This is a genomic window from Streptomyces phaeoluteigriseus (assembly GCF_001896135.2).
Taxonomy (GTDB): Bacteria; Actinomycetota; Actinomycetes; order Streptomycetales; family Streptomycetaceae; genus Streptomyces; species Streptomyces phaeoluteigriseus.
In genome coordinates this window covers 90,869-104,817 of sequence record NZ_MPOH02000001.1, presented here as the reverse complement: position 1 = coordinate 104,817, position 13,949 = coordinate 90,869, and the positions used below count along the sequence as shown (strand labels likewise).

Genomic DNA, 13,949 nt, shown 5'->3' with positions numbered 1-13,949 from the left:
TCGAGCCTGCTCCACCGCGCCCGACCCACCAGCCACAGGCACCACCCGCGCCCCGCGCCGAGGACTCGACATGCCCCACTTCCGGACCGCCCGCGTCATCGCCCCCTGCCGACAGGCGGATCCCACCGCCACCGCGGTCCGCCCGGCCGCTCTCCTGCGCGGCGAGTTCATCGCCCGGGCGGCGGTCACGGCGGCCCGGCTCTCCGTCACCGCGCTCGGCGTGTACGAGCTGGAACTCAACGGCACCGTGGTGGGAGACCACGTCCTGGCCCCTGGCTGGACGAGCTACCGCCACCGCCACCGCTACCAGGTCTTCGACGTGACGCACTTGGTCCGCGAGGGCGCCAACGCCTGGGGTGCCCACCTGGCCGACGGCTGGTACCGGGGCCTGCTCGGCTTCAACGGCGGCACCCGGAACATCTACGGCGCCGACACGGGCCTGCTCGCCGAGCTGCGCATCGAGTACGCCGACGGCAGCACCGACACCGTCTCCACCGGCGCGGACTGGCGCTGGAGCCCGGGGCCCGTCCTCGCCGCCGGTCTGTACGAGGGCGAGGAGTACGACGCCCGCCGCGCACAGGCCGGATTCAGCGAAACCGGCTTCGACGACTCGGCTTGGGAACCCGTACGGCTCCTGGAGTTCGACACCGGTGTGCTGTTCCCGGCCGACAGCCCGCCGGTGCGCCGGATCGAGACCCTCAGCCCGGTCGCCGTCACCACCTCACCCAGCGGCCGCACCGTCATGGACTTCGGCCAGAACCTCGTCGGACGGCTGCGCATCCGCGTCCGCGGCGAGGCCGGCCGCACGATCACCCTCCGACACGCCGAGGTCCTCGAGGACGGCGAGCTGTGTACCCGCCCGCTGCGCCACGCCACCGCCACCGACCGCTACACCCTGTGCGGGGACCCGGAGGGCGAGGTGTGGGAGCCCCGTTTCACCTTCCACGGGTTCCGCCACGCCGAGATCGACGGCTGGCCGGGCGAGCCGGACCCGGCCGACATCACGGCCGTGGTCCTGCACAGCGACCTGCGCCGCACGGGATGGTTCTCCTGCTCGGACGCCTCCCTGAACCGGCTGCACGAGAACGTGGTGTGGGGGATGCGCGGCAACTTCGTCGACGTGCCCACGGACTGCCCGCAGCGCGACGAGCGGCTCGGCTGGACCGGCGACGTCCAGGTCTTCGCCCCCACCGCCGCCTTCCTCTACGACGTCCACGCCTTCCTGCGCTCCTGGCTGCGCGACCTGGCCGCCGACCAGAGCGACGACGCGCGCGGCGTACCGCCCGTGTTCAGCCCCGACATCCCGGTGATCACGCCGGTGCCGATCCCGCCCGGCAATCCGCCGATGGCCGGCTGGTGCGACGCGGCCGTCATCGTCCCCTGGGTGCTGTACGAGCGCTACGGCGACATCGAGGTGCTCCGCAGCCAGTACCCCTCGATGCGGGACTGGGTCGACGCCGTCGACCGCATCGCCGGACCCGGCCGGATCTGGGGCGAGGGCTTCCAGTTCGGCGACTGGCTGGACCCCGCCGCACCCGCGGACGACCCGGGCCGGGCGATGACCTCCTCCCGCCTGGTCGCCACGGCGTACTTCGCGCACTCCGCCCGCCTGCTGGCCCGAACGGCACACCTGCTGGAGGAGAAGGACGACGCCGAGCGCTACCACGCGCTGGCCGAGTCGGTCCGTGACGCCTTCCTCGGCCGCTTCCACGGCGGAGGCGGACGGCTGACGGAGGAGACCCAGACCGCGTACGCCCTGGCCCTCTCGTTCCGGCTGATCGAGCACGACGCCGAACGTGCCGAGGCCGGGCGCCGGCTGGCCGCCCTGGTCGCCGAGGGCGGACACCGCATCGGCACCGGGTTCCTCGGCACCCCGCTGGTCTGCGACGCGCTGACCGAGACCGGACACGTGGACACCGCCTACCGGCTGCTGACCCAGCGCTCCCGCCCCTCCTGGCTGTACCAGGTCGACATGGGCGCCACGACCGTCTGGGAGCGCTGGGACAGCATGCTGCCCGACGGCAGGGTCAACCCCGGCGAGATGACCTCCTTCAACCACTACGCGTTCGGAGCCGTCGCCGACTGGATCCACCGCACCGTCGCCGGTCTGGCACCGGCCGGGCCCGGCTACCGCCGGCTCCTGGTCCGGCCCCGCCCCGGTGGCGGCCTCACCTGGGCGCGGGCCGCGCACGAGACGCCGTACGGCCGGGCCGAGACCGGCTGGCGTATCGAGGGCGGCACGCTGCTCGTCGAACTCCTCGTGCCGCCCCGCGTCACCGCGCTGGTCGATCTGCCGGGCGCCGAGCCCGTCGAGGTCGGCCCGGGCAGGCACTCCTTCCACACCCCGTTCGCCGCGGCCACGCGCTGACGCCCCGGCAGCCCGGCCCTTCGCATCCACCCGCCCACCTGTTCACCGGCTCGTACAAGGAGCACCCATGACTCACACCGGCCTGCCCGACGGTTTCCTGTGGGGCGTCGCCACCGCGGGGCACCAGAACGAGGGCGACAACCTCGCGAGCGACACCTGGTTCCTCGAACACACCACCCCCTCCCTGTTCCGCGAACCGAGCGGACCGGCGTGCCGCGGATACCAGCAGTGGGAGACGGACCTCGATCTCGTCGCGGGGCTCGGACTCAATGCCGTCCGGTTCTCCGTCGAGTGGGCACGCGTCGAACCCGAGCGCGGTGTCGTCTCCGCCGAGGCGCTCGACCACTACGAGCGCAAGGTCGACGGCTGCCTCGCCCGCGGCCTGGCCCCCCTGGTGACGTTCAGCCACTTCACCGCACCGCACTGGTTCGCGGCGGCCGGCTCGTGGACCGCCGCCGACGCCCCGGGCCGGTTCGCCGACCAGTGCGCCCGGGTCATGGCGCGCTTCGGTGACCGGATCGCCTACGGCGTCACCCTCAACGAACCCAACCTGGAACAGCTCTTGCAGGCCGGCGCGAAGCTTCCGCCCGAGGCGGAGGCGGTCAAGCGCGGATGCTGGTGGCGGCCGCACGCGCGGCCGGAACCGACACCTATGCCAGCGCGAACGTCATCCCCGCCGACCGGCAGGAGGAGTTCCAGGAGGCGTTCACCCGCGCACACCGCGCCGCCCGCGAGGCGATCAGGGCGAGCCGCGGCGATCTGCCGGTCGGCGTGTCCATCGCCATCGCCGACGAGGTCGCGGTGCCCGGGGGAGAGGAGCGCCGGGACGCCAAGCGCGCCGCCGTGTACGACCACTGGCTGCGCGAGGCGCGTGACGACGACTTCATCGGCGTACAGAACTACGAGCGCATCGTGCACGGCCCCGACGGCGAAGTGAGGGTCGAGGGAGAGCTGAACGGCATGGGCACCGTCATCGAACCCGGCTCCCTGGCCGGTGCGGTGCGGTACGCCCACGAGATGTCGGGGGTGCCGGTGCTCGTCACCGAGCACGGCATCCAGACCGGGGACGACACCCAGCGCGCCGCGTTCATCCCCGCCGCGGTCGAGGGACTCGCCGCCGAGATCGCCGCGGGCACGCCCGTCCTCGGCTACTGCCACTGGACCCTCATGGACAACTTCGAGTGGATCTTCGGGTACGGCGCCCAGCTCGGCCTCCACGAGGTCGACCGCGAGACGTTCCAGCGCCGTCCGAAGCCGAGCGCGGCGGCCTACGCCGACGTGGTGCGAAGTCACCGGGGCGTGCCCACCGCGAGCCGCGACTGAGCCGGGGCCGGCCATGGGCGTGGACCCGTGGACCCGGCCCCTCCCCGCACCGCGGCACTCGGGTCCGAAGTCCGGAGAGGTAAGGCGACCCTAAGATCGGATAGTGTTCGACGCGCCACCGCTCGCCGCACACACCACGGGAGTTCGTCTTGCCGCACGCGACCGACACCGCCGCAGACGGGATGAGCGGAGCCGTCGAGGAGGGCTGGGTCGAGCTGGGTTCACGGGCCGAGCTGCGCGAACTGCTGGGCGAACCCTGGCCCGTGGTGATCGAGAAGGTCCACGACCGGCTCACCGATCAGGATGTGGGGATACTGGCTCGCTCGCCTTTCTGTCTGCTGGCCACCTCCGACGCGGGCGGCAACTGCGACGTCTCCCCGCGCGGGGACGGCCCGGGGTTCACGCACGTCATCGACGAGCGCACGCTCGCCCTGCCCGACCGGCCGGGCAACCGGCGCGGCGACAGCTTCCACAACATCCTCGACAACCCGCACGCCGGCCTGCTGTACCTGGTCCCGGGCGGCAAGGAGGTCCTGCGGGTCAACGGGCGGGCCCGCATCCTCACCGACGCCCCGTTCTTCGACGCCATGACCCAGGGCGACCGGCGCCCCGCACTCGCCCTGGTCCTCGAGATCGACGAGATCTACCTGCACTGCCCGCAGTCCCTGCGGCGCGCCGGCCTGTGGAACCCGGCGTCCTGGTCGGCTCTTTGAGGCGGCGGCACGACCCCCTTGACCAGGGATGATTAGGGTAGGCTAACCTTAGTCGCGTGAGATCTGGTGGAGAAACAGTCGGCACCCCACGCCTGCGCGGCCATGAACTGGCGGCCACGGACGTCACCGTGTCGTACGACGGCGTGGACGTCGTCCACGGAGCCGCGGTCGGGCTGCGGCCCGGTGAGGTGACCGTCCTGGTCGGCCCCAACGGAAGCGGGAAGTCCACGCTCCTGCGGACGATCGCCCGGCTGCAACGGGCCCGGCACGCCACCATCCGGATCGACGAGGACACCGACGGCCTCGCTCTGACGCCCCGTGAGTTCTCGCGCCACGTCGCCCTGCTGACCCAGAGCCGCCCGACACCCAGCGGACTGACCGTGCGCGACATCGTCGAGTTCGGCCGCTACCCGTACCGCGGCCGCTTCGGCCGGGCGGACCCTGACGCGGCCGCCGCGGTCGACCGGGCACTCGCCCTGACCGGCGTCACCGACCTCGCGGAACGCGGCGCCGACCACCTCTCCGGCGGACAGTTGCAGCGGGTGTGGCTGGCCGGCTGCCTCGCACAGGAGACCGGCGTACTGCTCCTGGACGAGCCCACGACCTACCTCGACCTCCGCTACCAGGTCGAACTCCTCGACCTCATCCGCGACCTGGCCGACGAGCACGGCATCGCCGTCGGCGTCGTCCTCCACGACCTCGACCAGGCGGCGGCCGTCGCCGACCGGATCACGCTGCTCGAAGCGGGCCGCATCGTCGCCGACGGCCCACCCGAGGACGTCCTCACACCGGAACGCCTCACCGCCGTCTACGGCATCCGGATCGAGGTCGACAACGACCCCCTCACCGGCCGGCTGCGCACCCGCGCGATCGGCCGCCATCACACCCGGCACACCCCCAGCGAAAGGCTCGGCACCGCTCCATGAGACGCCTCCTGTTCACCGCGGCCACCACCACCGCCGCGGCGCTCACCCTTGCCGCGTGCGGCACCACCGAGCCCGCCGCCGACAGCACGAAGAAGCCCTCCGAGGCCATCACCCTCACCGACGCCACCGGCGCCGAGGTCACGCTCGACGGCCCGGCCACCAAGGTCGTCACCACCGAGTGGAACGTCACCGAAAGCCTCCTCACCCTAGGCGTCGACCCCATCGGTGTCGCCGACGTCAAGGGCTACAAGACCTGGGACACCGCCGTCCCGCTGACCACCGACCCCAAGGACATAGCACCCGGGGCGAGCCGAGCATGGACACCATCGCCGCCCTCGCGCCCGACCTCGTCCTGGCCACCACCGACCTGCCGCCCGCCGCCGTGAAGCAACTGCGCAAGGTCGCCCCCGTACTGGAGGTCAAGTCCGCCGACGGTGCCGACCAGATCGGGCGGATGCTGGACAACATCGACCTCATCGCGCGGGCCACCGGCACCACCGACAAGGCCAGGTCGGTCCGCGACGGCTGGGAGGCCAAGGTCGCCGAAGGCAAGAAGGCCCTCGCCGACGCCGGTCTCGACGGCGCCCGGTTCGCCTTCGCCGACGGATACGTCACCTCCAACCAGGTGTCCCTGCGCCCGTACACCAGCGGATCCCTGATCGGCAGCGTCAACGAAGCCATCGGTCTGAAGAACGCCTGGACCGTCAAGGGCGACGCGAGCTACGGCCTCGGCACCACCGATGTGGAGGGCCTCACCGCCCTGCCGAAGGACACCCGGTTCGCCTACATCGGCAGCGACGACGACAAGAACAGCACCCCCTTCACCGGTGCCCTGGCGAAGAACTCCGTCTGGACCTCCCTGCCGTTCGTGAAGGCCGGAGACGTGCACCGGCTGCCCGACGGCATCTGGATGTTCGGCGGACCCGCGTCGATGGAGGCGTACATCGACGCCGTCGTCGACGCGCTGACGAAGTAGCGCAGCCATGACCGTCACCGCGACCGCCCCCGCCACCCGCCCCCAGGCGGCCCGGACCCGCAAGGGTGCCGCCGCGGTGACGGCCGCGCTCGCGCTCCTGGTCGCCGCCCTCGCCGTCGTCGACATCACCCAGGGCACCGCCGCCGTCGGACCGGCGGAGGTCTTCAAAGCGATGACCGGGCGGGCCGATCCGGCGGACGCGTCCGTCGTGATCGCCTCCCGGCTGCCCCGCATGACCGCGGGCCTCCTGGTCGGGGCCGTCCTCGGCGTGGCCGGCGCCGTGCTCCAGGCCGTCAGCCGCAACGTGCTCGCCTCACCCGACACGCTCGCCGTGAACGCCGGTTCCTACCTGGCGCTCGGCATGGTCGGTGCCACCGGCGTCTCGCTGCCCCTGTTCGCCTCCTCCGGAGTCGCCTTCGCCGGCGGGCTCCTGGCCGCGGGTGTCGTCCTCGCCCTGTCCGGTCTCGGCACGGGCACCGTACGGCTGGTCCTCGCCGGCACCGCACTGGCGCTCGGCCTCAACTCCGTGACGGAGGGCCTGCTCCTGCTGTTCCCCGAGCAGACCGAGGGCCTGTACCAGTGGAACCAGGGGAGCATCGGCCAGAACGGCTTCGACGGTGTCCTGCAGATGCTGCCCCTGGCCCTGATCGGCGTCGTCGGACTGCTGCTCACCGCCCGCCGGGTCGACGCGCTCGCGCTCGGCGACGACGCAGCGCGCGGGCTCGGCGTCCCGGTCCGCGCCACCCGCGTCACGGTGGTCGTCCTGGCGGCACTGCTGTCCGCCACGGCGGTCACCCTGGCGGGCCCCATCGGCTTCGTCGGCCTGTGCGCACCCGCCCTGGTACGCCCCCTCGCCCGCCTGTTCCCGGCCTTCGCCCGCGCCCGTGCCACCTGGCCCGCGGCCGGCCTGGCCGGTGCCGGACTGGTCCTCGGGTCGGACGTGCTGCTGCGGGCCCTCGTGCCCGCGGACACCGCGGTCGCCGTCCCCACCGGTGTCGTCACCAGCCTCGTCGGTGCCGTGTTCCTGGTGGTGATGGCCCTGCGGCTGAAGGACACCGCCGAATCCGGTGTGCCGGACCGGCTGCGCACCCCCAGCCGGACGGTGTTCCTGGTCACGACGGCCGTCCTCGTCGCCGTGGTCGTCGGGGTCACCGTCGCCGGCGTGCTGCTGGGCGACACCGGACTCCTGCTCGGCGACGTCGTCAACTGGGCCCAGGGACGGGCCGGCCGCGCGGTCTCCTTCGTCCTCGACACCCGGGTGCCGCGCGTGCTCGCAGCCCTGTGCGCGGGCGCCGCGCTCGCCCTGGCCGGCACGCTGGTACAGGCCGTGACCCGCAACCCGCTGGCCGAACCCGGCGTCCTGGGCGTCTCCGGCGGAGCGGCCCTGGGCGCCGTACTCCTCGTCACCACCGCGCCCGTCGCCGGCACCTGGGCGGTGGCGGGAGCCGCGTTCGCCGGGGCCGCGACGGCCTCCTTCGTCGTCTTCGGACTCGCCGCCCGCGGCGGCTACCAGCAGAACCGGCTGGTCCTCGTCGGCGTCGGCGTGGCCGCCGCCACGACGGCCCTGATCAGCCTGCTCATCGTGCTGACCGACCCCTTCAACGCCACCAAGGCGCTGACCTGGCTGTCCGGTTCGACGTACGGGCGGACCATGGCGGACGTCCTGCCCGTCGCGCTGGTGCTGGCCCTGGGCCTGGGCCTTGCCGTGGCCCGTCGCACCGAGCTGGACCTGGTCTCCCTGGACGGGGACACCCCGCGACTGCTCGGCCTGCGGCTGTCCCGGGTCCGCCTCGGCTTCCTCGTGGTGAGCGTCCTGCTCAGCGCGACCGCCGTCGCCTCGGCCGGCACCATCGGCTTCGTGGGCCTCGTCGCGCCGCACGCGGCACGGGCCCTCGTGGGCCGACGGCACGTGCGCGTGGTGCCGGTCGCCGTTCTCCTCGGCGCAGCGCTCGTCTGCACGGCCGACCTGCTCGGCCGCACGGTCATCGCCCCCGCCCAACTCGGCGCCGGCCTCATGACGGCGGTGATCGGAACGCCGTACTTCCTGTATCTGCTCGTGCGCAGCCGTCGCTAGTGGACGGACCGGGTGGTCAGGGAGGTCACGCCTGCTGGTGGACCTTCCTTGCGGGGTGCGGTGAGCGCGCAGCCACCGGGCGAGCGGGGCGAGAGCGCGGAGGAAGGCGACCGTTTCGGAGTGGGCGCCGAACGCATCGTGCAGACCGCCGTGGATGGCCGCCGTTCCGTCGATGACCGCGGGCACGCTGAAGGACGCGGAGGTGAACACGAGGGCCATGACGGGCAGTTCGCCGCGTCCCGGGGGGCGAGAGGGCCGAGGCAGGCCAGTGCCGAGCCGCCACAACCCGATGCCGTCGACCAGGACGCCGGGGGCCGCGGTGACCAGGGAGTGGGCAAGTATGCCGTGCCGGTCAGGGTCCCGGCCCTGACCCCGGGCGGTGCCGGGGATCAGGGCCACCTTCCCCTCGAAGCCGGTTCAACCGCCGGCCTCCGGGCCGAGCAGGGCGTCGGAGACGGACTTGACGCCGCCGTGCGCGGTCAGACCGCCGTCCACGGGAATCTCGGCGCCGGTGATGAACGACGACTCGTCCGACAGCAGGAAGACGACCAGCGGGGCCACCTCGCCGACGGTCCCGGTGCGGCCGAGCGGCGTCTCCCGGATGTTGGCCTCGCGGAAGGCCGGCGCGGCGCACGCGGTCATCTCCGTCTCGATGTAGCCCGGGTGGATCGTGTTGACGCGGATGCCGCGCGGGCCCAGCTCCAGGGCGGCCGTCTTCGACAACCCGCGCAGCGCCCACTTGCTGGTCGTGTAGGCGACCGGGTAGTGGGCGGTCAGGGCGGCCGAGGAGCCGACGTTGACGACCGACGAGCCGGCCGGCATCAGCGGCGCGAGGTGCTGGATGCCGAGGAGCGGGCCGGTGACGTTGACCGCGTGGACGCGTGCCATGTCCTCGGGACGGACCTCGCCGATCCGGGCGCGCCAGGTGACGCCCGCGTTGTTCACCAGACCGTGCACCTGCCCGTACGCCTCGCGCAGTTCGGCGGCGAGTGCGGCCCACTCCTTCTCGCTGGTGACGTCCAGGTGGCGGCAGCCGGGCGCGGGATCGACGTCGGTGGCGACGACGCGGGCGCCCTCCCGGGCGAGGGCCTCCGCCTCCGCCGCGCCCTGGCCGCGGGCCGCGCCCGTGACGACGACGACCTTGCCCAGGAGCCGCTCGGGGTGCGGACCGCTCACGGCCGCTCCCTGGTGCGGCGGCGGCCGGCCGGCAGGGGCACGGGCTCCGCGCCGGGTGCGACGGTGGTCGTGAGCGTGCCGAGGCCCTCGACGGTCAGGGAGACGGTGTCGCCCGGCTTCAGCGGCGGCGGGTTCCGCTCGCCGCGCAGGCCCCACAGTTCGGCGAGGCAGCCCCCGTTGCCGCAGGTGCCCGAGCCGAGGACGTCACCCGGCATCACGCGGGTGCCGCGGGAGGCGTAGGCGGCCATCTCCTCGAAGGTCCAGCTCATGTTGGACAGCAGGTCCTCACCGACCGTCTCACCGTTGACCTCGGCCCGCAGGGCCAGGCGCAGGAAGCCGTCGGCGTCCCGGTGCGGTTCCAGCTCGTCGGCGGTGACCAGGTACGGGCCGAGGGTGGTGGCGGTGTCCTTGCCCTTGCAGGGGCCGAGTCCCACTTTCATCTCGGCGCCCTGCAGATCGCGCGCGGACCAGTCGTTGAACACGGTGTAGCCGACGATGTGGTCGCGGGCCCGCTCGGGAGTCAGGTCGCGGCCCTCCCGGCCGATCACCGCACCGACCTCCAGCTCGAAGTCCAGGACGGACGACCCGGGCGGCACGGGGACGTCGTCGTGCGGGCCGTGGACCGCGTGGGGGTTGGTGAAGTAGAAGGTCGGCGCCGCGTACCACTGCTCGGGGACCCCGGACACGCCGTCGACGGAGCGGCGTACGCCTTCGACGTGCTCCTCGAAGGTGACGAAGTCCCGTACCGACGCGGGCTGGAGCGGCGGCAGCAGCCGCACCTCGGAGACCTGCGGGCCGGGCGGCACGTCGAGGGCGGCGGCGCCCGCGGCGAGCAGTCCGGGCAGGCCGCCGGTCTCCGCGAGCAGCGCGGTGAGGGAGGTGACGCCGGGCAGCGGGTAGAGGGTGCCGTCGTCCTCCACGACGGCCACGCGGTGGCGCTGACGGTGCTCGTACGCGGCGAAACGCATGGTGCGGCTCCTGGGGGAGGGGGATCGGTCGAGGGAGGCGCGGCGGGTCGTGGCCCCGTGTCGGTGCGGACCTCGCGCATGCGCCCGGCGCGGCGGGCGGCCATGCCCTGCCCCTCCGAGCTGTGTGGCGTCGGCGGTCTCGGGAGAGATCGCTCCCCGGGCCGGGGCGGTCTCCGGAGAGGTCAGCCCTCCCCCGTGCCGGGCCGCGCGACAGCGCGGCCACGTCGCGGGGACCGGGGTCGGTGTCGAACGGCTCGGTGGCGTGGGCGGTGGTGGCGGGAAAGGGCCGGGGACGCGACGACGCGAGCCAGGGCGTGGACGGTGTCGGCGCGTCCCCGGTGCGGGGGACCGGTCAGACCGGTGGGGCGATGAAGACGCCCCGGTCGGGGTCGTTGAAGGACTCCTTGGCGATGAGTTCGTTCATCGGGTTGGCCGTGCCCCACTGGTCGGTGACCTCGGGACGGGAGAAGTCGTAGACGTGCGGGTGCCAGGTGTCCTCGTCGAGGCACTCCAGCTCGGTGGTGTACTCGACGGTGTTGCCGTGCGGGTCCAGGAAGTACGTGAAGGTGTTGTCGCCCGCCATGTGCCGTCCCGGACCCCAGATCTTGCGGAACCCGGCGCGGATCACGCGGCCGGAACCGCGCATGTACTCGTCGAGGCCCCGCATCTCGAAGGAGATGTGGTGCAGGGCGGTGTGCGGACCCTGGGCGATGGCCATCGAGTGGTGCTGGTTGCTGATCCGCATGAAGTGCATGACCTCGCCCATGTGCGGGGAGCTGAGCGTGTCGGAGAGGCGGAAGCCGAGGTGGCGCTCGTACCAGGCGCGAGTCCTGTTGAGATCGGCGGAGTTGAGGACGACGTGGGACAGCTTGACCGGGATCGCCTCCTTCTCCTCGATCCTGCGGTGCTGCCTCACCTCGACGTCGGCGGAGACCTCGATGGTGCGCCCGTCGACGTCGAAGAAGCGGAAGCCGTAGCCGCCGCCGGGGGTGTCGACCTTCCCCGGTTGCGAAATCAACTGCACCCCACCGGCCAGGAGTTGTTCGGCGAGGGTGTCCACGTCCGCCGGGGATGCCGCACCGTACGAGACGAGGTCGAGGCGCTTCTCGTCGGCCCGGCGCAGGCGGACGACGTACTGCTCGGGGGAGCCTTCGGCGGCAAGGAAGGAGATGCCGGAGTCCTCGGCGACCTTGGTCAGGCCCCAGACGCCGGAGTAGAAGTCGAGCTGCTTGTCGTAGTCGGGCACGGCGAGGTCGACGTGCCGGAGGTGGGTGAGCAGTCGCGTCATGGTGGTCAGTCCTTCCTCAGGAGGGCGGCCGCGTTGCCGCCCCGTACGGCGTGGAAGTCGGCGTCCGGGAGCCGGGCGGCGCGCAGGGCGCCGACCGGGTCGTCGGTGCCCATGTCGAAGGGGAAGTCGGAGCCGAGCAGGACGCGGTCGGCGCCCGCCACCCGCACCAACTCCCGCAGCACCTGCGGGTCGTGGACCAGCGAGTCGAAGTACAGCCGCTTGAGGTAGCTGCTTGGCGGATGCGCGCAGCCGGCCCCCGCGTCGGAGCGGCCGACCACGCGTGGTCGGAGCGGCCGATGTGGGTCGGCAGATAGCCGCCGCCGTGCGCCGCGATCAGGTTGAGCGCCGGATGGCGGTCGAGGACGCCGGAGAAGATCAGGTGCGAGAGGGCGACCGCGTTCTCGGTGGGCTGTCCGACACTGTTGGACAGGTACCACCGGTCGAGCCGCTCGTCGAGCGTGCAGCCGAAGGGGTGCAGGAAGACGAGGGCGCCCGTCTCCTCGGCCCGCGTCCACAGCGGTTCGTACGCCGGGTCGGACAGCTCGCGGCCCGGCGCGTGGCTGGAGATCTCGATCCCCGACAGCCCCTGTTCCAGAGCGTGTTCGAGCGCGCCTACGGCGGCGTCGGGGTGCTGGAGCGGTACGAGGCCGAGGCCGCGGAGCCGGTCGGGCGCCGCCGAACAGTGCGCGGCTGTCGCCTCGTTGGTCAGCCGGTACACCTTCTCGGCCGTCTCCTCGTCCGCCCAGTAGTGGTAGTGCGAGGGGGACGGGCTGACGAGCTGGACGTCCACGCCCTGGGCGTCCATCGCGGAGAGGCGGGCGGACACGTCGGTCATGACACGGATGCGCTCGCGCACCATCGGGCCGTTGACCGCGAGCGCGGCGGGGCCGTTGCGCCGGGCGTCGAGGGCGCGCGCGTCGGCGTGTCCCGGCCGCCCGTCGACCAGGGCCTCGACCTCGGGCAGCAGGATGTGGGCGTGAACGTCGATGGTCGGCGCGGTCACGGCAGCTCCCGGAGCAGGGTCATGGTGCGGCCCATCAGGCCGGGGACATCGGCGTCGCGTACCCCGTCGAGCTGCCACTGCCCGATCTGCACGGACGCCTCCACGACCGGGCGTACGCGCTGGATCCGGCGCTCGTGGTACGCCTGGAACAGCGCGTCGTCCCAGGTGTCGGAGCCGGTCAGCAACTGCGCGAGCACCCAGGCGTCCTCCAGCGACAGCGCCGCGCCCTGCGCGAGGGTGGGCGGGCAGCAGTGTGCGGCGTCGCCGACGAGGACGACCCGGCCGCGGTGCCAGGAGCCCTCGACCAGCATCCGGTCGAACCAGGTGTAGTTGACCTTCGCCGGGTCGGTGATGTGCGCGGTGATCTCCGGCCAGAACCCGCCGTAGTGCCGGGTGAGCCGGCGCATCTCCTCCGCGTACGAGGCGACGGGGATCGACGCGCGGTCGCGGTTGGCCTCGACGACGTAGGCGTACAGCGTCGTGTCGCTGGTGGGGCAGTAGCCGGCGATGTAGGCGGGGCCGCCGTAGGCGAGGTCGGTGCGGGTCACGCCGGCCGGGCGCGGGGCGGCGATGCGCCAGATGGCCATGCCGGTGGGCTCGGGCTTGGCGGTGATGCCGATCGCGGCGCGGGTGGTGGAACCGAGGCCGTCGGCGGCGATCACGAGGTCGTAGCGGCCCTCGGTGCCGTCGCTGAGGCGGACGGCGACGCCGTCGGCGTCCTGGTCCAGGATCTCCGCGGTGGTCCCGAGCCGCACCGTGGCGCCACTGGCGCGCACGGTGTCGATGAGGATCCGCTGGAGCTGCGGGCGCTGCATGCCGACGGTGGCGGGCAGGTCGTCGCCGCCGGTGCGCAGATCGTCGTGCACATGGAGGACGGTGCCGTCGGGTGTGGTGATGCCGACGGAGCCGAATCCAAAGCCGGACGCCTCGACCCGGTCCCACACGCCGATTTCGCGCAGCACGCGCAGGGCGTTGCCCTGGAGGGTGATGCCGGATCCGGCGGTGGCGTTCCAGTCGGCCCTGGCCTCGATCAGGTCGACGGCGAGACCGGCGCGGCGCAGCAGGATCGTCATGGCGTTGCCTGCCGCGCCGCCGCCGATCACCAGGATCGTGCGGGCTTTGCTCATGGGGAAC

At 72.9% G+C, this 13,949-nt stretch carries 9 protein-coding genes and 3 pseudogenes; 7 read left to right on the top strand and 5 right to left on the bottom strand.

The features are described from left to right. Positions 1–70: 70 nt before the first annotated feature. From BM536_RS00495 to BM536_RS00470, 7 genes and pseudogenes are all read left to right on the top strand, one after another. A complete protein-coding gene (locus BM536_RS00495; protein WP_094102345.1) occupies positions 71–2,368 on the top strand; it encodes a glycoside hydrolase family 78 protein in 2,298 nt (765 codons plus the stop codon). A gap of 67 nt (positions 2,369–2,435) precedes the next feature. Further along, positions 2,436–2,948: pseudogene (locus tag BM536_RS44630) on the top strand (family 1 glycosylhydrolase); the annotation flags it as partial. A 32-nt stretch (positions 2,949–2,980) separates the two neighbouring features. Continuing rightward, the gene (locus tag BM536_RS41565) at positions 2,981–3,691 is read left to right on the top strand and encodes a family 1 glycosylhydrolase (protein WP_245873190.1); all 711 of its coding nucleotides are present in this window, start codon (positions 2,981–2,983) and stop codon (positions 3,689–3,691) included. A 149-nt stretch (positions 3,692–3,840) separates the two neighbouring features. Next, positions 3,841–4,404, top strand: a complete 564-nt coding sequence (locus tag BM536_RS00485; protein ID WP_425444585.1) for an MSMEG_1061 family FMN-dependent PPOX-type flavoprotein — start codon at positions 3,841–3,843, stop codon at positions 4,402–4,404. A 56-nt stretch (positions 4,405–4,460) separates the two neighbouring features. Next, entirely contained in the window at positions 4,461–5,330 is an 870-nt protein-coding gene (locus tag BM536_RS00480) for an ABC transporter ATP-binding protein (RefSeq protein WP_073493927.1), read from the top strand. Beyond that, positions 5,327–6,306 (top strand): annotated as a pseudogene (locus BM536_RS00475) (ABC transporter substrate-binding protein). Before BM536_RS00480 ends, BM536_RS00475 begins: the two are co-directional and overlap by 4 nt. A 7-nt stretch (positions 6,307–6,313) precedes the next feature. Then, the gene (locus BM536_RS00470; protein WP_094102344.1) at positions 6,314–8,380 is read left to right on the top strand and encodes an iron ABC transporter permease; all 2,067 of its coding nucleotides are present in this window, start codon (positions 6,314–6,316) and stop codon (positions 8,378–8,380) included. A 417-nt stretch (positions 8,381–8,797) separates the two neighbouring features. On the opposite strand, the gene BM536_RS00465 is transcribed toward BM536_RS00470, so the two are convergent. From BM536_RS00465 to BM536_RS00445, 5 genes and pseudogenes are all read right to left on the bottom strand, one after another. Beyond that, entirely contained in the window at positions 8,798–9,556 is a 759-nt protein-coding gene (locus BM536_RS00465) for an SDR family NAD(P)-dependent oxidoreductase (protein WP_094102343.1), read from the bottom strand. Then, positions 9,553–10,524 (bottom strand): fumarylacetoacetate hydrolase family protein, encoded by a 972-nt coding sequence (locus tag BM536_RS00460; RefSeq protein ID WP_073493924.1) that lies wholly within the window; start codon positions 10,522–10,524, stop codon positions 9,553–9,555. The genes BM536_RS00465 and BM536_RS00460 overlap by 4 nt, the downstream gene beginning before the upstream one ends. A gap of 352 nt (positions 10,525–10,876) precedes the next feature. Next, complete coding sequence (locus BM536_RS00455) at positions 10,877–11,812, bottom strand: VOC family protein (RefSeq protein WP_073493922.1); 936 nt, start codon at positions 11,810–11,812, stop codon at positions 10,877–10,879. A gap of 5 nt (positions 11,813–11,817) precedes the next feature. Continuing rightward, positions 11,818–12,815: pseudogene (locus BM536_RS00450) on the bottom strand (amidohydrolase family protein). Further along, positions 12,812–13,942, bottom strand: a complete 1,131-nt coding sequence (locus BM536_RS00445; protein WP_073493920.1) for an FAD-dependent oxidoreductase — start codon at positions 13,940–13,942, stop codon at positions 12,812–12,814. The pseudogene BM536_RS00450 and the gene BM536_RS00445 overlap by 4 nt, the downstream one beginning before the upstream one ends. Positions 13,943–13,949: the final 7 nt, after the last annotated feature.